The organism is Halosolutus halophilus (assembly GCF_022869805.1).
GTDB classification, from domain to species: domain Archaea; phylum Halobacteriota; class Halobacteria; order Halobacteriales; family Natrialbaceae; genus Halosolutus; species Halosolutus halophilus.
Map to the genome: position 1 here is coordinate 3,484,248 of NZ_CP094974.1, position 22,040 is coordinate 3,506,287.

Sequence of the window (22,040 nt, forward strand, 5' to 3'; positions counted from 1 at the left end):
GGCGCAGTAGCGACTCGCCCGTCCTGTCCCAACAGAGGGGTATGGCCGCACACTCGTCGCTCGAGGAGTCGCCCGGGGGATCGGGCACCGATCGCCCGGTCGCGGACGTGGTCGCCGAGTACGCGATCGATCGTGACGACCACCTGAACGCGCCCGGCTTCGTCGTCCGCCCGGACGAGGTCCAGGCGGCGCTGACCGCGCTCCGGGACGAGGCCGGGTTCGACCACTGTGCCTGCGTCACGGCCCAGCAGTACCCCGATCGGTTCGAGACGATCTACCACCTGCGATCCTACGCCGATCCGACCCGCGAGGTGAGCGTCGTCGTCCAGACACCGATCGACGACCCGGTGGGCGAGTCGGCCGCGCCGGTGTATCCGACGGCGAACTGGCACGAGCGGGAGGCTTACGACCTCGTCGGGATCGAGTACGAGGGCCACCCCGACCTGCGACGGATCCTGTTGCCCGAGACGTGGCAGGGCCACCCGCTCTCGCTCGGGTACGATCAGGATCAGCCACAGGTCGTCACCCTCTCCGAGCACGCGAACCCGATCGCCGGCGACGAGCGCGACCCCGAGTCCGACACGATGTTTCTCAACATTGGTCCGCATCACCCCTCGACTCACGGCGTGCTCCACGTCGAGACTGTCCTGGACGGGGAAACCGTGGTCGACGTCGACCCGGACATCGGCTACATCCACCGCTGCGAGGAGCAACTGTGTCAGCAGGGCACCTACCGTCACCAGATCATGCCCTACCCCGATCGCTGGGACTGGGTGTCCGCCGGCCTGCTGAACGAGTGGGCCTACGCTCGCGCCGCCGAGGACCTGGCCGATATCGAGGTCCCCGAGTACGCGCAGGTCGTCCGGACGATGGGCGCGGAGCTCTCCCGGATGGCCGCCCACTTCATCGCACTCGGCACCTACGCGCTGGACGTCGTCGGGGAGTTCACCGCGACCTTCCAGTACGCCATGCGCGATCGGGAACTCGTGCTCGACCTCCTGGAGGACCTGACCGGCCAGCGGATGATGTTCAACTACTTCCGGCTGGGCGGGGTCGTGTGGGACCTGCCGGAGCCGCGCGAGGAGTTCCTCACCGGAGTCCGGGACGTCCTCGACGGGCTCCCCGCGAAGATCGACGAGTACCACGACCTGCTCGTCACGAACGAGGTCTTCCAGCACCGGTGCGTCGACACCGGCGTCCTCGATCCGGAGACGGCCAGACGGTACGGCTGTACCGGGCCGGTCGCGCGGGGCTCCGGGATCGACTACGATCTCCGGCGCGACGACCCCTACGGCTACTACTCCGACCTCGAGTGGAACGTCGTCACCGAACCGGACGGCGACAACTACGCGCGGGTGCTCGTCCGCATGGGGGAACTCGAGGAGTCCGCGAGGATCGTCGCCCAGTGCTGTGCCCTCCTCGAGACCTGGCCCAGCGACGATCGGGAGATCCAGGCCAATGTCCCGCGGACGCTCAAACCCGACGCCGACGCCGAGATCTATCGTGCGGTCGAGGGGGCCAAGGGCGAACTCGGGATCTACGTCCGGTCGGACGGGACCGACACGCCCGCCCGGTTCAAGATCCGCAGCCCCTGTTTCTCGAACCTCTCGGTCCTTCCCGAGATCGTCCGCGGGGAGTACGTCGCGGACCTGATCGCGGCGATCGGAAGCCTGGACTGCATCATGGGCGAAGTCGATCGGTAGTCCCCCGGTCGACCGACGAGGCCGCGACCGTCGACGGTGCCTGGGGAGTCGCCGCCACGCATACTTCTTTCACCGATGGGAGATATTTACTCGATGTATGAGTAATGCAGACGATCGCGTCCGCCTGGGCGTCGTCGGACTCGGGTTCATGGGACAGACGCACGCCGCCAACGCCGAGGCGTTCGGCCACGAGGTCGTCGCCGGTGCCGACCTCGTCGCCGAGACGCGCACGGAGTTCGCGGAGACGTACGACGCGCGGACCTACGAGGAGTTCGCGGAGATGTACGACGGCGAAAATCTGGACGCCGTCGCGGTCTCGACGCCGAACACGTTCCACGAGGAGGCGGTCGTCGCGGCGCTCGAACGCGGCTACGACGTCTTCTGTGAGAAACCCCTCGCGGACGACCTCGAGAGCGCCGAGCGGATCGCCGCCGCGGCCGCGGAGGCCGACGGCTTCTGCGCGGTGAACTTCCACAACCGCGTCTCGACGGCCGCCGAGGTGTTCGCGGACTACCGCGCCGAGGGCTACTTCGGCGAGATCACCCACGTCGACGCGAACTACGTCCGTCGCCGCGGCATCCCCGGCGTCGGTTCGTGGTTCACCAGCGAGGAACTGGCCGGCGGCGGTGCCGTCGTCGACATCGGCGTCCACGCGATCGACTTCGCGCTCTACCTGCTGGGGTATCCCGAGGTCGAGGAGGTCTTCGCCGTCACCCGGACCGAGTTCGGTCAGCGCGACGACTACGTGGATCCCGGCGACTGGTACGACGAAACCGAGGAGGCGGTGTTCGACGTCGAGGACTCGGCGACGGCGATGATCCGCTGTGCGGACGATCGGACGATCTCGCTCGAGGTTACGTGGGCCGCCAATCAGGCCGAGACGACCGACTTCGTCGTCCGCGGGACCGAAGCCGGTGCCGAACTGGAACTCGGCGGCGAGGCGCTCACGATGTTCCGCAGCGGCACGCAGGGCACCGATCACAACCTCGATGCGACGCTGACCGAGGGATCGATCGACCACGCCGGCTGGGAGGGCAGCGATAGGCGATTCCTCGAGGCCGTAGCTTCCGGCGAACCACACGAACTCGGTACCGTCGATCAGGCGCTGACCGTCCAGCGCGTGATGGACGCCATCTATCGCTCCGCCGAGCGGGGAACGTCCGTCTCGATCGACTGATTCGGCTTCCGTGCGGTCGGAACCGGAGTCCCCAACCGGCTAGCTTTTACTCGCCGCCGGTTCAGCATCCGGTAGATGAGCGACGGCCCACACATCCTGCTGACCAACGACGACGGCATCGACGCGCCCGGCCTCCGCGCGCTGGCCGACGAACTCTCGTCGATCGGCACGGTCCGGGTGCTCGCGCCCGCGGACAACCGGAGCGCGGTCGGTCGGTCGCTCACGTACGGTCGGACCGCGGGCGAGGACGACGAACCCGCGATCGGATTCGAGAACGCCCAGTTCTCGAGTCCGGTCCCCCACGCCGACCACGACCTCGGCTACGCGATCGACGGGACGCCCTGCGATTGCGTCGTCGTCGGACTGGGAGCACTCGATCCCGAACCCGACGTCGTCGTCGCCGGCTGTAACCCGGGTGCGAACCTCGGGGCGTACGTTCTCTCCCGATCGGGGACCGTCAGCGCCGCGATGGAGGCCGCGTTTCTCGACACGCCGTCGGTCGCCGTCTCGATGGATACGCTCGGCCACGACGGAGATCTCACTCCCGGGTCGTTCGCGGAACCGGCCGCGCTGGCGGCCGACCTCGTCGAGTACGCACTCGAGCACGACGTCTTCGAGCGCGTCGACTATTTCAACGTCAACACGCCGGGGCCACACCGCGAGACGACCGCCGTCGAACTCACGCGCCCGTCAACCGTCTACGAGATGGACGGTAGCGTCGAGAACGGCGAGTTCCGACTCCACAACCGGCTCTGGGAGCAGATGGCCGACGGATCGATCCCCGACGAACCCGGGACCGATCGCCGGGCGATCCTCGCCGATCGGACCAGCATCTCGCCGCTGTCGGTGCCGTACCGATCGACGGCCCACGAGGCGCTCGATCGATTCGTGGACGAGTATCCGGCTTGAGTCGTCCCGCTACTGTGACAGCCGGCGGGGCCTGAATACGCACGCTGTCCATGCGTCTCCAACCGCGAGCGGAGCGATTCGAGACGTTCGTGCCGGTGTCAAAAACGAGCCGCGACGTGCGACTGCGCTGCCGTACACGGCGGCCACGGTCGTTCGAACAAAAATCGCGATCGGCGACCGCGACGTGCGGCGGCGATTCAGTCGCCGCTCTCGTCGTCGACGATGACCTCGACCGGTTCGTCGTCGGTATCTTCGGTGCTCCCGCCCGTATCCTGTTCTTGCTGCCAGAGGAGCGCGCCGGCGACGAGAACGACGACCCAAGATCGCCAGTTGGCGAGGTTCAGGGTGTAGCCGACGCCGAAGGGTTTCTCGACGAGCATTCCTTCCCCGGGCCGCCAGTACGAGGAGAGCATCCGGCCGATGCTGGGTCGTTCGAAGTTGTACGGCACCCCGAGAATCTCACCGGAAGTGGGCTTGTCTGCCATAGGCGAACGTACGGCCTCCCCCGATAAGAGTATTGTGTGCCCGTCTCGATCCCGGAAATTGTTCAGTCCCAGTTCCTGATCACTCCCCCGGGTCGGCCCCGACGTCCGCGTCGGCGGTCGCTGCAGTATCGGTCACGCCTTCGAGTGCCGCCTCGAGACCCACGGCGAGTCCGGTCTCCATCGTCTCGAGTGCCATACTCGGCTCGCCGTCGGCCCTCGCAGCCGCTTGTGCGTGCGAGAACGGGACGTGGACGAACCCGGCCCGAAAGTCGTGATCGGTCGTCTCGACGAGGTGACGTGCTGCGTACAACAGGTTGTTACAGAGGTGCGTCCCGGCGTCGGTCGAGAGCTGCGTCGGTACGCCCGCCTCCTGCATCGCCTCCGTCATCTCTCGTACCGGCAGCGTCGCGAAGTACGCGTCCGGCCCGTCGTCGACGACGGGGTCGTCGACGACTTCCCGATCGGCGTTGTCCGGAACCCCGGACCCGGACGTATCCCGAAGATTGATCCCGACCCGTTCGATCGTGAGGGTGCGTCTGCCGGCCGCCAGTCCGAGCGCACAGACGATCTCGGGGTCGTGTTCCGCCACGGCGGCCTCGAGTTGCGGTGTCGCCCGATCGAACGCGACGGGGAGTTCCCGGCCGACGACCGTCCCCGATCCGACGTCGGTGCCGTCGAGTCGCGTCGCGAGCCGAAGTGCGGGATTCGTCTCGAAGTCGCCGAACGGTTCGTACCCCGTAAGCAGGACGTCGCTCATCGATCTGATCTGGTTCAGTCCGGACAAGAGTGTCCCGGTTTCCGATCGATGGCGACCGACCCCACGCGACCGACCCTCCGGGTCGCGATCGAGTTCGGCGGCTACTGCGAAGACGGTCCCACTGCACGGAATACCCGTCCACACACCCGTTAAAATAGTAACCCTCACTCGACGGTTCGGAGATGGCTATTTACGCGGGGCTCTCGTACGTATCTCGATGGAATCCGAGCTTACGTGTCCGAACTGTGAAACGACTATCGAATCGAAAGCACAACTTACGGAGGGTCACGAGGTGACCGAACTCGGGTTCGACGGGAAGAATATCAGCCTCTACGGGAATCGAAATCTGTTCCTCTGTAAGAACTGCAAACGGCCGCTGGGAATCCCAAAATAACCCCGGTTGACCACCGCCGCCGTACGAAACGGCCCGATTCTCGCGAATAGCGGCACTCGATCGATCGTCACCCGTCGAACAGGGCCGCGATCAGGTTCGACTCCCCCTTCTGGAGGTGTTCCGCCGCCGTCGCGGTCCCGCAGTCCAGTTCGCGGGCGATGTCGTCGATCGTCGCCTCGCGCGGGACGTCGTAGTACCCGATCGCCAGTGCGGTCTCGATCGCCTCGCGCTGGCGGGGAGAGAGGCGACCGACCGCGCTCTCGGGGGCGACGGTCTCGCCGCCGACCGCCTCGACGGTGACGTCGACGCCGTCGGGAACGCCATCGATCGCGGCCTGAGTGTCCCGCTCGGAACCGATGATCGTGTAGGTGTTGCTCCCGTCGTCGTTGCACTCGATCGGCGGGACCGTCATCAGGCTTCCCCGCGTGAAGTTCTCGAACAGGGATCGTGCGGCCGACGAGACCGTCCCCTCGAAAAAACAGTGACACTCCCGGTCCGTGATCGGGAGGATCTCGTACTCGTGGACGTTTTCGCGCCGCTCCAGTTCGGTCTCGAACCGCCGGTAGTCGCCGCGGAGCCACAGCAGGAACGCCGACGGCGGCGTCGCGACGTTCCAGTTGCAGATCTCGACCCGATCGAGGTACGCGGCACCGCCCGCGAGCAGTCGATAGATCGGCGGAGCGTACTCGCCGGCGGGAGCGAGCGTGATGCGAACGCGTTTCATCGATCCCTTTCGATCGGGACGATCACCGCGCTCCGTAATAAACGGGGCCGAAATATTCGGCTCAAACGGTTCCTCCGATACCACCGTCCGAACGCGTATGCAGCAAAACGTCGGCCGATACGATCGCATCGTTCGTGGCGTTCTCGGCATCTGGCTCGTCGTCGTCGCACTCGCGGCCTACCAGGACGACGAACGCGAGCGGGCGGCGATCGCGGGGATAGCCGGCCTCGGTTTACTCAATAACGCGTTGCTCGGATTCTGCGGCGGAAACTACCTGTTCGGCGTCGATACGACGGGCGAGTCCTGCTCCGCGGCGTGATCACGCGTCGTCGACGTATCGCCCGCGACCCTCGACCTCCCGGAGGCGATCGAGAACTCCCTCGTCGCCGACCTCGCGATAGCCCTCGCGGACCGCCTCGCGAAGGGGGCCGGGATCGGCCGCCGTGCCGACGAGACTCTGATCGAAGACGTGGAGATCCATCGCGTAGTCCTCGACGTGATCGGAGTGGTAGCCGAGGCCGAAGTCGATGAGGTACGTGCGGTCCGAATTCACTCTGACGTTCCGCGTGGTCGGATCGCCGTGGACGAACCCCGCCCGGTGGAGCACTGCCAGGTACCGGCCGACGTCACGGACCCGATCGGCCGCGGCGGCCGCGTCGCTCGCTCGGACGATCGCCCGGAGGTCCCGATCGCCGACGTACTCGAGTTCGAGGCGCGATTCGCGTGGATCGACGTCCGAGAGTACCGGCGTCGGCACGCCCTCCCTGCGGGCCTGACTCGTGAGGCGGGCCTCGATGCGGGTTCGTTCCCGGCGGAGTCGATCGTCGAGAGCGGGGTGACGGTAGGTCTTGGCTTCGCGTCGTTTCGTCACCCGGCCCGCCTCGGGATCGAGATCGACGATCGCTTCGGCGCCCTGCAGGGGGCCGTCGCCGCGACCGGCGGCGAGTTCCGGTTCGTCCGTCCGCCAGGTAACTGGGACCTGGTCGGGCCGGAAGTCCGGATCGACCCGGGAGTCCTCGATCGCGAGCGTATCGCCCGCGTCGTACATCTTCGCGCCGAGGACGGCGATCATGCCCGCGTTGTCCCGCAGAAATCGCGGTTCGGGTGCGTGGAACTCGGCCCCGCGTCGTGCGCACATCTCTCGGAGCATCTCCCGGAGTCGCGCGTTCTGCCCGACGCCACCTCCGAGGACGAGTTCGTCGCTGCCGGTCAGCGAGAGCGCCCGCTCGGAGACCTCGGTGAGCATCCCGAAGATCGTCTCCTGTAGCGAGTAACAGATGTCCTCGACCGGAACCCCGTCGTCGTACCGCCCCTTGGCTGCGCTCATGATCCCCGAGAAAGAGAAGTCCATCCCCTTGACGACGTAGGGGAGGTCGACGTACTCGCCGTCTTTCGCCGCGTCCTCGACCTTCGGCCCGCCGGGGTGTGACCAGCCGACGTGGCGGGTAAACTTGTCGATCGCGTTGCCGACGCCGGTGTCCATCGTCTCCCCGAGGACGCGATAGCGGCCGTTCCGGTAGGCCAGCAGGTGCGCGTTCGCGCCGCTCGCGTTCAGACAGACCGGCGAGTCGAAGCCGGCGGCGTGGCGACCGATCTCGAGGTGGGCGACCATGTGGTTCACCCCGACCAGTGGGACGTCGAGGGTCTGACTCAGCGCCCGCGCGGCCGTCCCGACCACGCGCAGACAGGGGCCGAGTCCGGGACCGCGGGAGAAGGCGACGGCATCGACCGGGGGTTCGGTTCCCGATCGATCGCCGGTCTCGCGGGCGCGATCGAGCGCCGTCTCGACGACGCGGGGAATCGCGTCGTGCATGTGTTCGGCGGCTTCGCGGGGGTGAATGCCGCCGCTCTCTGGCTGGTACGCGTCGCTCTCGATGAATACGTCATCGGTCTCGGTATCGTAGACGGCCGCGCTGGCCGCCCAGGCGGTACCCTCGATCCCGAGTACCCGAATACCAGTGCTCACAGTTTGTAGTTATCGCCCGGAGTGGTGCTCACGGGCCGGTTTACGGGGCGTCGCGCCGGCAACCGCTTCCCGGACGCGTTTCCCGAGGCCTCTCGCTGCGCCGGATGCCTCGCCGCTCACGGCGTTCGCCGTTCGCTTTTCCACGATGCGTCTCGCTCCGCTCGCCGCATCGCCTTACTCCCACTCGGTGTAGCCGCACTTGCCGCAGTGGGTCCGATCGCCGTGGTCGGCGAGGAAGGCGTCGCCACAGCGGGGGCACTGTTCGCGCGCCGTGGTACCGTCCTCGTTGTAGAGTTCGTAGCGCGCCATCTATGCTTCCTCCGGTTCGGCTTCTGCCTCGCTCTCTTCCTCGACGCCGATCTTGTTGCGCTCGAGCATGTGGTCCTGCTCGACCTCGCGGGCGGAGTCGGCCGTGTCGTAAACCTTCGCCTGGCCGACCGTCTTGCGCATCCCGAACTTGGTATCGAGTTTCCGGATGACGACCTCGGCGGCGTCCTTGTTCAGCTTCGCAGCGAGACTGTCGCGAACCTGCAGGCGCGAGGGCGTCGCGTCCTCGTGGATCAGTTCGAATGTAACGTCCGTTCGATGCAACATGGGGTTCTCCTCCTCGGAGATGATGTCGACGTCCATGATATCACTCAGTTACCCTACTATCCCCGTGTAGCGCCTAAAAGGATTTCGAAGCCGGGGGGCGTCACCACCCACCGTCCTGCCCCGTTCCTCGATCGAGCGTCTCCCGTCGACGGGCGACGGCGGAATACCGGTCGGATGTCCGGAAATACAGGCGTTTCGCGTAATTCCTTTACCTTCGTACGGCTCGTCCGTGCTAGCATGGACACAGAATCGATCGTCTTCGGCGGCTTACTCGGTACCCAGCTCGTCGGGTCACTGGTGCTCGTCCTCGGGTTCTTTCTGCAGGGCGTGGGCCCGCTGGTGGCCGTCGGCGGGTTCCTCATCCTCGCCAGCGTCGTCGGCCTGGCACTCACCGCGACGCTCGTCGACGAGGACGACCACACGATCCACGTCCCCGATCGGCGCGAGGGGTGGCTCTCGGGCCTCGGGCGCGACTCGGAGCGGTAACGCCCCCTTCACCGGGTATCGCTGGTTCTCTCGCTGCTCGAAGCACGGTTGTGACCCGGTTTGATTGTCGCGATTCGATTGGTCTCCGGACGAGGCCAGTCCGACGGCCGACCCCGGCGAGACGATTCGAGCGAACTCCACATCCGGTCAGAACCGACCGAGACGGGATTGTTCCTCGCGACCCCCGTTGGGGACCGTTCCGAGCAGCCTGCTCGTCGCTCCCGTTCACGCGGTCGCAGTCGTCGCGGTTCTCGACCGACGGCACGTCGGTGGCTGAATCACCCGGACAGCACCACCAACCCCCGCGGCGTCAGCCTCTCGAGGTCGTCGCCCCAGGCGATCGGGACGCGGTCCCAGCGATCGCCGAAGTCGTCGGTGACGAATAGTCCGCGATTGGTCACCCCGTACACGACGCCGTTCTCGCCGGTCGTATCGAAGACGGTCCTGGCGACTCCCTCGCCCGTCGGCACTCCGCGCCCGTCGAGACGCTCCCAGTCGGCGTCGGCACCGTCCCGCCGGTAGACGTAGGAGTCGGCCCGCTCGGCCGCGTGGGCCGTCCGGGCACCGCTGGCACTCGAGACCAGCACGCGATCGGGGTCGCCGGGATCGGGGACGACGCTCCAGCAGTAGCGGTGATCGAGTCCGGCCTGTGGATGACGCCAGGTTTCGCCCCCGTCGTCGCTCTCGGCGTAGCCGTCGCCCGCCGCGGCGTAGATCCGCCCCTCCCGATCGGGGTGGATAGCGAGACTGTGGTTGTCCCGACGCGATCCGGGGGGCCGTTCCCGCCACGTCTCGCCCCCGTCGGTACTGTAGACGAACGCGCCAGCCTCGATGCCGACGGCGAGCCGATCGGGATCGAAGGGGTCCACCTCGAGCCAGCGCACGTGGTGGGTGTGTGGCCGGGGCGGGAAGTACCACTCCGACGCGGACGGCAGGTCGGTCAGGCCGTCGAGGTGGATCCAGGAGTCCCCGCCGTCCGTCGACCGGTAGATCCGACTGGGTTCGGTGCCCGCGTAGACGACGTCCGGATCGTGGGGACTGATCGCCAGCGACATCACGGCGGTGTCCCCGGGCGTCTCGTCCCCGTCGGCCGCGGGTTCGTTCCCGACGAAATCGGTTTCGAGCCGATCGAACGATTCCCCACCGTCGGTACTCCGGACGAGTCCGTTCTCGAACGTCCCGACGAACACCCGGTCCGGCATCGTGGGGGCGGCCGCGACGCACTCGAGGTCGTGGCCCTGGAGTGCCGTCGACGTCTCCCACTCGTCGGTCCCGTCCCCCTCGCAGACGAGGAGTCGGTCTCGCATCGCGACGTAGCCGATCGTCATACCTGCCACTACGGTGCCAGCGGGGAGAAACGTTGTCCCGGCCGATCGAGTCAGTCGGTCACCCGTTCGGCGAGCGTCGATTTGTCGATCTTCTGCGTCGCCGTCCGCGGGAACTCGTCGACGAAGACGATCCGTCGCGGTTTCTGGTAGTCGGCCATCTCGACGGTCGACTCCCAGTACTCGAGTACGTCGTCCTCGGTGAGATCCTCGTCGGGGACGATCGCTGCCGTGACGGCCTCGCCCCAGCGCTCGTGTGGCGTCCCGAAGACGGCGACGGCCGCGATCTCGTCCATCCCTTGGAGGACGTCTTCGACGGCGCTCGGGGCGACGTTCTCACCGCCGGTGACGATCATGTCGTCGACCCGATCGACGTAGTACAGCCGTCCGTCGTCGTCCTGCCTGACGACGTCGCCGGTCCGTAGCCACCGTCCGGAAGTCCCGTCTTCCGACTCCTCAGTCGCTTCGCTCCTGGGGACGTCATCGGTGAACGCCGCCGCCGTCCGCTCCGGATCGTTCCAGTAGCGGGGCATGATGACGTCTCCCCGCAGGAGGAGTTCACCGGGTTCTCCGGGGTCGACCGGCTCGGTGCCGCCGATCTCGACGACGTCGGCTTCGACGGCCTGCGTCGGCCGCCCCATGAGACCCGGTTCCGGCTCCGTTCCCGGATCGAAGGTCACGCTCAGGCCCGTATTCTCCGTCTGTCCGTAGTAGTTCAACAGCGCGTCGACGTCGAACGCGTCGCCGAACCGCTCGAGTGCCGGGCCCGGCGCGGGGGCACCGCCGTAGAAGGCGATCCGGAGCGACGACGTGTCGTACGCGTGCGCCTCGTCGGTGTTGAGCGCGTCGATCATCATCGTGGGGATGAGGCCGGTGACGGTCGCGCTGGTCTCCTCGACGAGCCGCGCCCAGTCGGTCGCGTCCCAGCCGCGCTGGACGACGACGGTGCCGCCGGCGAGTAGCGCCGGGATGGCACACCCGTACAGGCCGCCGACGTGGAACAGGGGGACCGGCGCGAGGACGACGTCCGTCTCGTCCAGTCCGTAAAACGTGATGCCGACGTCGACCTGCGCCGAGACGTTCCGGTGGGTCTGGACGACGCCCTTCGGTCGGCCCGTCGTCCCGGAGGTGTACATGACGACGGCCGTCTCGTCGTCGAGTCGCCGGACCGTCTCGGGGGCGTCCGTCGCCGGCGGGAACGCCGCCGGATCGAATCGTCTCACGTCGTCGGCCGTCACGATGGCATCCTCCTCGAGCGCCTCGATCCGATCGACGAGTTGCCGGCTCTCGTCGGCGAACGCCTCGCTCGTGACCAGCGCCGACGGGTCGAGGTCAGAGAGCGTGTACTCGAGTTCGTCGAGCCCGAATCGGGCGTTCAGCGGCGTTCCCACGCGTCCGGCACGCCAGATTCCGAGGACGACGGGGAGATACGCGGGCTCGTCCGGAAGGTAGATCGCGACGCGTCCGCCGTCCTGGACCGTTGCGTCGACCCAGGCGGCGACCTGTCTCGCCTGCTGATCGAGCTCTTCGTAACTGATCCCGTCCCCGGAACCGGGCCCCGAAACCGCCGTTTTCGTCGGTGATTTCGTCGCGACGTGTTCGAAGTGATCGTAGACGTTCATGTGTGATTCGCCAACAGGATACCCGATAAGTACGAGGGTGGTTTTCGGGATCGAGATAGTGGCAAAAAACTATCATTGATGGAGGGTGCCGTGGGAGTGGCTTCCATGACCGACGAGGTCCTGTACGAAACCGACGGCCGAATCGCGCACGTCACGTTGAACCGACCCGATCGATTCAACGCGATCACCGAGTCGATGCCCGGGGCGCTCGCTGCGGCCATCGATCGCGCCGAAGCGGACGACGAGGTCCGGGTAATCGTGCTGGAGGGGGCCGGTGAGGCGTTTTGCTCCGGGTACGATCTCGAACTGTTCGCCGAACGACCCCGTCCGGTCCCCGGCAGCCAGGAGATGCCGTGGGATCCGATGGCGGACTATCGACTCATGAAGGGATTCACGGAGAACTACATGCGAATATGGCACAGTCACACGCCGGTGATCTGTAAAATCGACGGTCCGGCGGTCGCCGGGGGATCGGACATCGCCCTCTGTGCCGACGTGGTCCTGATGAGCGAGGACGCGACGATCGGGTATCCGCCGGCGCGGGTGTGGGGGTGTCCGACCACGATGCTGTGGGTCTATCGACTCGGGCCCGGTGACGCCAAGCGGATGCTCCTGACCGGTGACCTGATCGACGGCATCGAGGCAGAGCGCATGGGTCTTATCCATCGTGCCTACCCCGACGACGAACTGGACGACGCCGTCGCAGCCCTCGCGAAGCGAGTCGCCGGCATCCCGGCGAATCAGCTGATGATGCAGAAACTCGCCGTCAACACGGCCTACGAAAACATGGGTCTCGAGACGAGTCAGACGCTGGCGACCATTTTCGACGGGATGGCACGACACACGCCCGAAGGGATCGCGTTCAAGGACCGCTGTGAAGAGGTCGGGTTCGAGCAAGCCGTTCGAGAGCGCGATCGGGGCGACCTGTTCTGAGCGCGAACCTTCGAGACGATCGTCTCGGAGAAGCCACGTCGATCCCATTCGCCGGGCGGTAGACGATCTGTAGGCCGCCGACAAGGCACGGATCCGAGACCGATTGGGCCGATCGGTCGCCGGTACCTGACCGGGTCGATCAGTCGTCGTCCGAGGTCGTGATATCGGCCGAGAGGCCCTGGGCCATCTCGATCTCTTTCGAGTTGTTCATCGTCCACGCGGTGCGCTCGGTGACGGCCTCGATCGCTTCACGTGCGCTCGGGTAGCCGTTGCCGGACTTCTTGACGCCGCCGAAGGGCAACTGGACCTCCGCGCCGATGCAGGGCAGGTTCGCGTACGCCAGGCCGAGGTCGGCGTGATCGCGGAAGTAGTTGATCTGGCGATAGTCCTCCGAGATGATCGCGCCGGCCAGTCCGTAGGGGGTGTCGTTGTGAATCTCGACGGCGTCCTCGATGTCACCCGAGTACTTCAGGAGGGCGACGTGGGGGCCGAAACACTCCTCTTTGAGACAGCGCAGGTCCGTGTCGTAGTCGATCTCGTAGACGAACGGGCCGACCCAGTGGCCCTCGCTGTGGCCGTCGGGGATCTCCGCGTCGTCGAGTTCCGCTCGATCGACGAGCACCTCGGCACCCTCGTCCCGTGCCAACTGGTTGTGACGATGGATCTTTTCGACGTGGTCGGCCTCGATCGCGGGCCCCATGAACGTATCCTCCTGCAGAGGATTGCCGACGGCGACCTTCTCGGCGACGTCGACGTACCGTTCCTTGAACTCGTCGTAGACGTCCTCGTGAACGATCAGCCGTTCGGAGGAGACGCAGCGCTGGCCGGTCGTCTTGAAACTCGACATCACCGCGGAATGAACCGCGATGTCGAGGTCCGCTTCTTCGGTGATGACGATGCCGTTCTTGCCGCCCATCTCGCAGGCCGCGAGTTTGCCGGGTTCGCCGCCGACCTTGCTCGCGATCTCGTGGCCCACTTCGGCCGAGCCAGTAAAGAGGACCGTATCCACACGACCGTCGTCGGTGATCGCCGCGCCAGCGCCGCCGAAGCCCTGTACCATGTTGAACACGCCGTCCGGGATCCCTGCGTCGTCCATCATCTCGGCGATGATCTGGCCGCACCACGGCGTCTGTTCGGCGGGTTTCCAGACGACCGTGTTCCCCTCGACGAGCGCGATCGCCATGTGCCAGAACGGAATCGCGACCGGGAAGTTCCACGGCGTGATGCAACCGATGACCCCACGCGGTTTGCGCCGCATGTAGGCGTCTTTGCTCCCGATTTCGCTCGGAACCACGTCGCCGTGGGGGTGGCGAGCGTTGCCCGCCGCCCACTCGACCATGTGGTACGCCTCGATGACGTCCGCGCGCCCTTCGCTGATCTCCTTGCCACACTCCTTCGTGACGATTTCGGCGAGTTCCTCGGTGCGATCGCGGAGTTCGTGGTAGATGTCCCAGAGGTACTCCGCTCGATCGATGTACGACAGTTCGCGCCACTCCTCGAAGGCACCTTCGGCGGCTTCGAGGGCGGCGTCGACGTCCGACTCGGTGCCCTGCTGGAACCGCGCGAGTTCCTCGCCGGTCGCCGGGTTCTCACTCGCGAAGGTCTCGGTACCGGTACCGTCGATCCACTCGCCGCCGATGTGATGACCGTACACCTGCTGTTGCTGACTCATGGACGGCGGTTCTACCGTCGGGATAGAATAACGCAACCCGCCCATGGGAGGGTGGTGATCCGTGAAACGAGAACTATTTGGTTCGCCACTGAATGACAGCGAACGTGAGCCGACCACTTCAGGGAACGCGGCTGACACTCGAGCTGTGGCATCCGAACTGCTGGGCGATCGAATCGACCGATCGGGTCGGCGGCGGAATTCTCGCACACGCGATTTACAATGCACCGACGGCGGAGGACCAGCCGGTCAACGGGCTGTTCACCGCGTTCGGCGAGACGACGGCCGAGGTCGAGGCGTTGCTCGACGAGATCCGCGAGTCGCCGCTGGCAGGCGAGGTGCTCGAACTCCAGGAACGGTTCGGGCGACGGCAATCGGCCTCGCTCCCGGGGAACGTCGTCACCGAGTTTTTCCTCGAGTACGATCCCCGGGACATGATCTGTCCGACGCTGCTCGAGCACGGCTTCATCCACAGCGCGCCCGTTCGAATCGAGGGGGGACAGGAGTACTGGGAGGTCTGTTTCCCCGGCGATCGGGACGAGATCGAGACCGCGATCGACGGCGTCTGCGACGCCGGCGGCGCGGAGGTCTCGGTCGAGACCATCACGAGCAGGCCGCCGGGGGAATCCGAGCGCAAACGCCGAATGGATTCGCTCACCAGTACCCAGCGGCAAGTGTTCGAACTCGCGCGCGATCGGGGGTACTACCAGTGGCCCCGCGGCGTCTCGACCCGCGAACTCGCCGCCGAACTCGACATCTCGAAGACGACCTTGCTCGACCACCTGCGAAAGGCCGAGTCGAAACTCCTCGATCCCGACGACGTCGCCCCCGAGTGACCCGGTGCGGGACGCCAGCACCGACTGGTCAGCTAACGATCGCTCGGAGGGCGAACAGCGCGTTCTCCTTGCGTTCGCGGATGCGGCGGTAGAAGTACGACAGCCACTTCCCTCCGTAGGGGACGTACTGGTAGACGTCGTACTCCGCGGCGAGTTCGTGCTGGGCGTCCTCGCGAACGCCCATGAGCAACTGGAACTCGAAGGGCGTGTCGTGCTCAGCGGCGAGGCCTTCGACGTACTCGATCACGTCCGGGTCGTGGCTGCCGACCGCGATCCCGTCGTCGAACGTCTCGAAGGCGGTCGCGAGCAGGTCGCGGTACGCCTCGTTCACCCGCGCCTTCTTCTTGTAGGCGACGCGTCCCGGTTCGTCGTACGCGCCCTTGACGAAGCGCACCTTGCCGGGGACGTCGGCCAGTCGCTCGACGTCCTCGGGCGTTCGCTTCAGGTTCGCCTGGATGCAGACACCGACGTTCCCGTCGGTTTCCCGCGCGTGGTGCTCGAACGCGTCGAGCGTGACGTCGGTCGTCGTGTAATCTTCCATGTCGATCCAGACGAAAACGTCGTGCTCGACGCCCGCGTCGACGATTCGTTCGAGGTGGGTCCGGAAGACCTCGTCACCGACGTCGAGGCCGATCTGCGACGGTTTCACCGAGATACAGCAGTCGAGTCCGGCGTCGTCGATCGCCTCGACGAGTTCGACGTAGGCGTCGGCGTCTGCGGCCGCGTCCGCCGGATCGTCGTAGTGTTCGCCGAGCAGATTCAGAATGCCCGCGATACCGTCATCGTTGAGGTCGGCGACGTGCGACAGCGCCCCCGACCGCTCTTCGGCGGCGACGAAATTGTTCGCAATTGGGAGGAGCATAGCCGGAAGGTTGGACGGAAACGGGGTAAACGGACACCCGACCATAGACGCCCGACCGGACCGCGGCGGCCGTCGGCACACTCGCTCGCCCGCGGCAAACCCTCGATCGTGGGCCTCGTGACGCCCGATCGCTCGGCGAACGGGATCGATCCTGACCCGGCACCGAGGGGTCCAGCGGCCGGGCTGACCATGGTCGGTGGTGGTACTAACCGGGGAACTTCCCAATCCAACGAACAGCTATGGCGGACGATGACACACCACTACAGAATCGAAGAGACGTCCTGACGTTCGGCAGTGCCCTGGGGGTGGCGGCACTGGCCGGCTGCGTCGGGACGACTGACGAAGAGGGCGACGGAAACGGAGACTCTGACACCTACACGATCGGGATGATCGACTCGCTGTCCGGGTCGCTGGCCGACTTCGGTGAGCGAAACCAGCGTGCCAAAGACCTGGCGATCGATCACATCAACGAGATCGGCGTCAAGGATCGGGACCTCGATATTATCGTCGAGGACTCCGAAGGTGACGTTCAACAGGGCGTTTCGGCGGCACAGAAACTGGTCAACCAGAACAGCGTTCCGTTCGTCATCGGGGCGGTCGGCTCGGGCGTGTCGGTGTCCATCTACGAGAGCGTCATTCAGGGGACCGACGTCGTCCAGTTGAGCCAGAACTCGACCGGACTCAGCCTGACCGACCACCCCGGACTGCTCCGGATGTCACCCAGCGGACGAACGCAATCGATCGCGCTTGCGGACATCATCAGCGAAGACGGCTACGACGAGGTCGCAGTGACCTACAACAACGACGAGTTCGGTGAGAGCCTGTTCGACGCCTTCGAAGACGCCTACGAGGGGGACATCGTCTACGATAGCGCCCACGACGGTGAACAGGCGTCGTACACCAGCCTCGTCTCCGAGATGAACAACTCCGGTGCGGAGGCCTGGCTCTGTATCACCTACCAGCAGGAGTTCGCGACGATGGTCACGAACATGTACGAGAACGGGTACGAGGCCCAGCTGTACGGGGCCGACTCCAACCGTGGTGACACCGTGCTCGAGGGGACGCCCGAAGGCAGCATGGACGGGATGAAACTCGTCGAACCGGCAGCGCCGAAAGGCCAGGAGAACTACGAGGAGTTCGCCGCGGCCTTCGAAGACGAGTACGACGAGGCGCCGACGGCCTGGTCCGCGTTCGCGTACGACTGCGTGGTCACTGCGGCGCTCTCGATCCAGGCTGCCGACGAGTTTACCGGCGAGGCGCTCGGCGACGTCGTTCGCGACGTCACCCGCCCCGAGGGCGAGAAGGTCTTCACCTACGAGGAAGCCCGCGAGATTCTCGCCGACGGTGGCTCACCCGCGGATATCAATTATCAGGGAGTGAGCGGCCCGATCGACTTCGACGAGAACGGCGATCCGCGGGGCAGTCTCGTGGTGATGGAAGTCCAGGACCACGATTACGTCTCGATCGAGTTCCGGGAATCGTAATCGGTCTTCCCTACAATGTCTATTATCGAATACGCTGCCAACGGACTGGTATACAGTAGCATCATCGTACTCGGGAGCATCGGCCTCTCGCTGATCTACAGTATCGCCGGCTTCGCGAACTTCGCGCACGGTGATACGATGACCGTCGGCGCATATGCCACGCTGGTCGCGTTCGGCGTCGTCGGCGGCGTCGGGTTCAGCGTCCTCGGATTGCCGATGGGCTTCTTCCTCGCGATGCTAATCGGGATCGCCGTCGCCGCCGTCGTCGCGGTCGTCACCGAAAAGATCGTCTACGAACCCCTGGACATCGGCTCGATCGGCCTGCTGATCACGTCGATCGGGGTCGCGTTCGTCTACCGCGCACTGATCCGGATGGGGTTCGGCGCGGACGCGATCCAGTACGACGTCGGCACGCTCCGGCCCATCGAGGCGCTGCTCCCCTACGGGATCCGGATGACCCAGCACGACGTCGCGATCGTCATCTCGGCCGCCGTGCTCGTGACCGGACTGCACGTCCTGTTACAACACACCGACCTGGGGCGGAAAATGCGCGCGATGGCCGACAACCCGGATCTCGCGCGCGCAAGCGGGATTCGAACGTACCGCATCAAGCTCTGGTCGTGGATCATCGGCGCGGGCCTTGCCGGGTCCGGCGGAGCGTTCCTCGGCCTGTTCAACTTCCTCGAGCCCCGGATGGGCTTTAACGTCCTGCTGGTCATCTTCGCCGCCGTGATCCTCGGCGGGATCGGCTCCGTCTACGGCGCGATGCTCGGCGGGTTCCTCATCGGGATGGTCGTCGAGATGATGCCGCTGTTTACCGATCTCGGCATCCCGATCGGCATCGAGTACGCCGAGGCGGTCGCGTTCCTGATCATGGTCGCCGTGTTGCTCATGCGGCCGACCGGGATCGCCGGCGACGCCATCGACGGGGAGGGAGTGTAACATGGGCGCACTCACCGACCCGCGCGGCTACTGGGACGACCTGACGATCACGGAGCAGGGCGTCACGGCTGCCATCGGCCTGATCGTACTGTCACTCGTCCTCCTCTTGCTCACCGGCGCGCTCGGTGCGTCGTACTTCCTCTTCCTGTTCGGACTGGCGGGGATGTACGCGCTCCTCTCGTTCGGACTGAACTCTCAGTGGGGGTTTACCGGCCTGATTAACTTCAGCGTCGCCGCCTTCTTCGGGCTCGGTGCCTACGGCGCGGCCCTGATGACCGCCAGCAACTCGCCGCTCGGGGGCGAGTTCAACCCCGTGTTCGGCCTGCTCGTCGGGCTGGTGCTCGCAGCGGTGATCGCGGTGGCGATCGGAATCCCGACGTTACGACTGCGTGCGGATTACCTCGCGATCGCGACCCTCGGACTGGCGGAAGTCATTCGCCTGTTCACGATCAACGAACGCCAGTTGACCAACGGGAGCGCCGGCCTCCGGGGAATCCCGACGTTCTTCGAGGAGTGGCCAGTGCTGGGAACCGTCCCGGACGTGATGCCGGCCATCGAGATCGAACTCCTCCCCGGGTCGCCGGTCGTACTCGGCCTGTCGTTCTGGCAGCAACTGCTCAACGTCGCGTTGCTGCTCGTCTTCCTCGGCGGTACCTTCGCAATCCTCCGGCGGGCCCAGCGATCGCCGTGGGGCCGACTGCTCCGGACGATCCGATCGGACGAGGACCTCGCGAAGGCGCTGGGGAAGAACACGTACTCGTACAAGATGCAGTCGTTCGTCCTCGGCAGCCTCATCATGGCGCTTGCAGGCGTCTTCTTCGCGCACCTGAACCTCGTGGTTACGCCGGACCAACTCGATCCGATCACGACGTTCTACGTCTGGGTCGCCGTGATCCTCGGAGGCAGCGGTTCGAACCGCGGGGCGTTGCTCGGCGGCTTCGTCGTGGTGGCCATCCGGGAAGGGTCCCGGTTCGTCAACGAAATCAGCGTGATTCCCGATTTCCTCGGAGGCGCCCCGCTCAGGCTGCTCGCGATCGGGCTCCTGATCATCCTCGTCATGCGGTTCCGGCCGCAGGGAATCCTGCCGCCGCAGCGGGAACTGATCTGGCCGAGCGCGATCGACGACGCCGCGCCGTCCCGACCCGATCGGGGCGTGCGCGACTCGAAAGGAGGTGGCACTGATGACTGATCTACTCGAAGAGACGCGATCGACCGACGAAGCGGACGCGAGTGCGGTTCAGACGAACGCCGACATGTCGAAAAACGACGTCGTGCTCCGGGTCGAGGATCTCCAGAAGTCCTTCGGCGCGCTCGTCGCGACCGACCACGCGACGTTCGAGGTCGAACGCGGGACGATCACTGGCCTGATCGGTCCCAACGGTGCCGGCAAGTCGACGCTGTTCAACCTCATCTCCGGCTTCTACGAGCCGGACGGCGGTGCCGTCACGGTCAACGGAACCGACGTGACCGGAGCCGAACCCTACGAAGTCGCCGAACACGGGCTCATCCGAACGTTCCAGACCCCGCGCAAACTCGAGGGGATGACCGTCCGGGAGGCGATGCTCGTCGGACCACAGGACCAGCCCGGCGAATCGTTCGTCAAACTGTTCACCGATCCCGGAACGGTTGCGGAACACGAGCAGCAGAACCTCGACGACGTCGAACGCATCCTCGCGGAGTTCGAGATCGATCACCTGGCGACCCAGCCCGCGACGGACCTCTCGGGCGGCCAGATGAAACTGGTCGAACTGGCCCGCGCGATGCTCGCCGAGCCGGAGATCCTCCTGCTCGACGAACCCGTCGCGGGGGTCAACCCGACGCTCAGGAACAAGCTCGCCGAGCAGGTTCGTCGGCTCAACGAACAGGGCACGACCTTCCTGCTCATCGAACACGACATGGAGTTCGTCATGGACCTCGCCGATCCGGTCGTCGTCCTCGATCGGGGCAGCGTCCTGACCGAAGGTCCGCCGCACGCGATCCAGTCGGATACGCGCGTCATCGACGCGTACCTCGGAGGTGGTGGCGCGTGAGCGCCGACCACGTCCTCGAACTGGACGGCGTCGACAGCGGCTACGGCGAGGTGCAGGTGCTCGACGATTGTACGCTCCACCTCGACCCGGGCGAGATCGTCTGCCTGATCGGCCCGAACGGTGCCGGCAAGTCGACCGTCCTCAAGACGGCCTTCGGCATGCTGACGCCGTGGAACGGTCGCGTCCGCTACCACGACGACGACATCGGCGGAATGGCGCCCGAGGACATCGTCCGGGAGGGAATCGGCTTCGTCCCTCAGACGGAGAACGTCTTCGGCTCGCTCACCATCGAAGAGAACCTTCGCATGGGCGGCGTCGCACGCGACGCCGCCCTCGAACCGGTCCTCGAGACGCTGTACGATCGGTTCCCGCTGCTCGACGAGAAGCGCTCGGCGAAGGCGCGGAACCTCTCCGGCGGCCAGCGGCAGGTGCTCGCCCTGGCCCGCGCGCTGGTGATGGAACCCGACGTACTCCTGATCGACGAACCCTCCGCGGGCCTCGCACCGAACACCGCCGACGACGTGTTCGCGGACGTCCAGGAGGTCAACGCGATGGACACGGCGATCCTGATGGTCGAACAGAACGCCAAGAAGGGGCTGGGAATCTCCGATCGGGGCTACGTCCTCGATCAGGGGACGGTCCGGTTCGAGGACGAGGCCGACGCCCTGCTGGACAACGAGGAAGTATCGAAGCTGTACCTCGGCGGCTGACGGCGGCCGCAGCGGGAGCGATCGACCGTCACGGTCGTCCGTTCCGTCGTCGCGAGCGATCGACTCTTTTGAAACTATCGAGCTGAACGCGTCGGTGCGATGGGGCAGCGGAGGGTCGCAGTCGCGACTCGGACCGCGAAAACCGGGACCCGTCGACGAAATCGTCGCGGGTGCTATGGGAGGGGTCGCGATCGGATCGCGATGTTAGTCCGCGCCCGCACGCTCGCCCCAGCCGCAGGCGGGGCACGTGAGGCGGTCGCCGGCGGCGGTCATCGTGGTTCCACACTTCAGACAGCCGGTCGCGTCGAGTGATGCGTTTCGGTCGGTCATTTGGGGGTGGCCACCCGCGGCGATCCCCGGGCGGCGCTACTGAGAGTCAGTCGTCCGACGGGCATAAGCACTGCACCCACCATGGACGTGATCAGACCGATC

Annotated in this window: 23 protein-coding genes; 12 read left to right on the forward strand and 11 right to left on the reverse strand. The window is 66.0% G+C overall.

The window, feature by feature from the left end; genetic code table 11:
- The first annotated feature begins 41 nt into the window (after positions 1-41).
- The 3 genes from MUG98_RS17140 to surE all read left to right on the forward strand — a co-directional run bounded on the left by MUG98_RS17140 (position 42) and on the right by surE (position 3,789).
- Positions 42-1,703, forward strand: coding sequence for an NADH-quinone oxidoreductase subunit D (locus MUG98_RS17140; RefSeq protein WP_265108647.1), 1,662 nt, complete (start codon positions 42-44; stop codon positions 1,701-1,703).
- 97 nt (positions 1,704-1,800) lie between these two features.
- Positions 1,801-2,880 (forward strand): Gfo/Idh/MocA family protein, encoded by a 1,080-nt coding sequence (locus MUG98_RS17145; protein WP_265108648.1) that lies wholly within the window; start codon positions 1,801-1,803, stop codon positions 2,878-2,880.
- A 75-nt stretch (positions 2,881-2,955) separates the two neighbouring features.
- Positions 2,956-3,789: a 5'/3'-nucleotidase SurE gene (gene surE / locus MUG98_RS17150; protein ID WP_265108649.1), complete on the forward strand. Its 834-nt coding sequence runs from the start codon at positions 2,956-2,958 to the stop codon at positions 3,787-3,789.
- Between the two features lie 197 nt (positions 3,790-3,986).
- Here the strand turns inward: surE and MUG98_RS17155 are convergent, their stop codons facing one another.
- The 3 genes from MUG98_RS17155 to MUG98_RS17165 all read right to left on the reverse strand — a co-directional run bounded on the left by MUG98_RS17155 (position 3,987) and on the right by MUG98_RS17165 (position 6,149).
- Positions 3,987-4,274 carry a DUF5808 domain-containing protein gene (locus tag MUG98_RS17155; protein WP_265108650.1) on the reverse strand — a complete coding sequence of 96 codons (288 nt, stop codon included), beginning with the start codon at positions 4,272-4,274 and terminating at the stop codon, positions 3,987-3,989.
- Between the two features lie 79 nt (positions 4,275-4,353).
- Complete coding sequence (pcp, locus tag MUG98_RS17160; RefSeq protein ID WP_265108651.1) at positions 4,354-5,031, reverse strand: pyroglutamyl-peptidase I; 678 nt, start codon at positions 5,029-5,031, stop codon at positions 4,354-4,356.
- 461 nt (positions 5,032-5,492) lie between these two features.
- Positions 5,493-6,149, reverse strand: a complete 657-nt coding sequence (locus MUG98_RS17165) for a helix-turn-helix domain-containing protein (RefSeq protein ID WP_265108652.1) — start codon at positions 6,147-6,149, stop codon at positions 5,493-5,495.
- 97 nt (positions 6,150-6,246) lie between these two features.
- Between MUG98_RS17165 and MUG98_RS17170 the strand changes: the two genes are divergently transcribed.
- Positions 6,247-6,468 (forward strand): YgaP family membrane protein, encoded by a 222-nt coding sequence (locus MUG98_RS17170; RefSeq protein WP_265108653.1) that lies wholly within the window; start codon positions 6,247-6,249, stop codon positions 6,466-6,468.
- Here the strand turns inward: MUG98_RS17170 and MUG98_RS17175 are convergent, their stop codons facing one another.
- The 3 genes from MUG98_RS17175 to MUG98_RS17185 all read right to left on the reverse strand — a co-directional run bounded on the left by MUG98_RS17175 (position 6,469) and on the right by MUG98_RS17185 (position 8,745).
- A complete protein-coding gene (locus tag MUG98_RS17175) occupies positions 6,469-8,115 on the reverse strand; it encodes a bifunctional N(6)-L-threonylcarbamoyladenine synthase/serine/threonine protein kinase (protein ID WP_265108654.1) in 1,647 nt (548 codons plus the stop codon).
- A 174-nt stretch (positions 8,116-8,289) separates the two neighbouring features.
- Entirely contained in the window at positions 8,290-8,424 is a 135-nt protein-coding gene (locus MUG98_RS17180) for a 30S ribosomal protein S27ae (protein ID WP_265108655.1), read from the reverse strand.
- Positions 8,425-8,745: a 30S ribosomal protein S24e gene (locus MUG98_RS17185; RefSeq protein WP_265108656.1), complete on the reverse strand. Its 321-nt coding sequence runs from the start codon at positions 8,743-8,745 to the stop codon at positions 8,425-8,427. It abuts the gene before it with no gap.
- A 201-nt stretch (positions 8,746-8,946) separates the two neighbouring features.
- Here MUG98_RS17185 and MUG98_RS17190 point away from each other — a divergent pair, with 201 nt between their 5' ends.
- Positions 8,947-9,195 carry a hypothetical protein gene (locus MUG98_RS17190; RefSeq protein WP_265108657.1) on the forward strand — a complete coding sequence of 83 codons (249 nt, stop codon included), beginning with the start codon at positions 8,947-8,949 and terminating at the stop codon, positions 9,193-9,195.
- A 278-nt stretch (positions 9,196-9,473) separates the two neighbouring features.
- Here MUG98_RS17190 and MUG98_RS17195 read toward each other — a convergent pair whose 3' ends face one another.
- Both MUG98_RS17195 and MUG98_RS17200 read right to left on the reverse strand, forming a co-directional pair.
- Entirely contained in the window at positions 9,474-10,523 is a 1,050-nt protein-coding gene (locus tag MUG98_RS17195; RefSeq protein ID WP_265108658.1) for a WD40/YVTN/BNR-like repeat-containing protein, read from the reverse strand.
- Positions 10,524-10,573: 50 nt separating this feature from the next.
- Positions 10,574-12,142 carry a class I adenylate-forming enzyme family protein gene (locus MUG98_RS17200; RefSeq protein WP_265108659.1) on the reverse strand — a complete coding sequence of 523 codons (1,569 nt, stop codon included), beginning with the start codon at positions 12,140-12,142 and terminating at the stop codon, positions 10,574-10,576.
- A 105-nt stretch (positions 12,143-12,247) separates the two neighbouring features.
- Here MUG98_RS17200 and MUG98_RS17205 point away from each other — a divergent pair, with 105 nt between their 5' ends.
- A complete protein-coding gene (locus MUG98_RS17205; RefSeq protein ID WP_265108660.1) occupies positions 12,248-13,075 on the forward strand; it encodes a crotonase/enoyl-CoA hydratase family protein in 828 nt (275 codons plus the stop codon).
- Positions 13,076-13,214: 139 nt separating this feature from the next.
- Here MUG98_RS17205 and MUG98_RS17210 read toward each other — a convergent pair whose 3' ends face one another.
- Positions 13,215-14,747 carry an aldehyde dehydrogenase family protein gene (locus MUG98_RS17210; RefSeq protein WP_265108661.1) on the reverse strand — a complete coding sequence of 511 codons (1,533 nt, stop codon included), beginning with the start codon at positions 14,745-14,747 and terminating at the stop codon, positions 13,215-13,217.
- Between the two features lie 92 nt (positions 14,748-14,839).
- Here MUG98_RS17210 and MUG98_RS17215 point away from each other — a divergent pair, with 92 nt between their 5' ends.
- A complete protein-coding gene (locus MUG98_RS17215; protein ID WP_265108662.1) occupies positions 14,840-15,580 on the forward strand; it encodes a helix-turn-helix domain-containing protein in 741 nt (246 codons plus the stop codon).
- 28 nt (positions 15,581-15,608) lie between these two features.
- Here MUG98_RS17215 and MUG98_RS17220 read toward each other — a convergent pair whose 3' ends face one another.
- Positions 15,609-16,442, reverse strand: a complete 834-nt coding sequence (locus tag MUG98_RS17220; protein ID WP_265108663.1) for a proline dehydrogenase family protein — start codon at positions 16,440-16,442, stop codon at positions 15,609-15,611.
- A 239-nt stretch (positions 16,443-16,681) separates the two neighbouring features.
- Here MUG98_RS17220 and MUG98_RS17225 point away from each other — a divergent pair, with 239 nt between their 5' ends.
- The 5 genes from MUG98_RS17225 to MUG98_RS17245 all read left to right on the forward strand — a co-directional run bounded on the left by MUG98_RS17225 (position 16,682) and on the right by MUG98_RS17245 (position 21,608).
- A complete protein-coding gene (locus tag MUG98_RS17225) occupies positions 16,682-17,926 on the forward strand; it encodes an ABC transporter substrate-binding protein (protein ID WP_265108664.1) in 1,245 nt (414 codons plus the stop codon).
- A 15-nt stretch (positions 17,927-17,941) separates the two neighbouring features.
- Complete coding sequence (locus MUG98_RS17230; RefSeq protein WP_265108665.1) at positions 17,942-18,868, forward strand: branched-chain amino acid ABC transporter permease; 927 nt, start codon at positions 17,942-17,944, stop codon at positions 18,866-18,868.
- 1 nt (position 18,869) lies between these two features.
- Positions 18,870-20,057 (forward strand): branched-chain amino acid ABC transporter permease, encoded by a 1,188-nt coding sequence (locus MUG98_RS17235; RefSeq protein WP_265108666.1) that lies wholly within the window; start codon positions 18,870-18,872, stop codon positions 20,055-20,057.
- 64 nt (positions 20,058-20,121) lie between these two features.
- Positions 20,122-20,898, forward strand: coding sequence for an ABC transporter ATP-binding protein (locus MUG98_RS17240; RefSeq protein WP_345779804.1), 777 nt, complete (start codon positions 20,122-20,124; stop codon positions 20,896-20,898).
- The gene (locus MUG98_RS17245; RefSeq protein WP_265108668.1) at positions 20,895-21,608 is read left to right on the forward strand and encodes an ABC transporter ATP-binding protein; all 714 of its coding nucleotides are present in this window, start codon (positions 20,895-20,897) and stop codon (positions 21,606-21,608) included. The genes MUG98_RS17240 and MUG98_RS17245 overlap by 4 nt, the downstream gene beginning before the upstream one ends.
- A gap of 204 nt (positions 21,609-21,812) precedes the next feature.
- Here MUG98_RS17245 and MUG98_RS17250 read toward each other — a convergent pair whose 3' ends face one another.
- Positions 21,813-21,938 carry a hypothetical protein gene (locus MUG98_RS17250; RefSeq protein WP_265108669.1) on the reverse strand — a complete coding sequence of 42 codons (126 nt, stop codon included), beginning with the start codon at positions 21,936-21,938 and terminating at the stop codon, positions 21,813-21,815.
- Between the last annotated feature and the right edge of the window lie 102 nt (positions 21,939-22,040).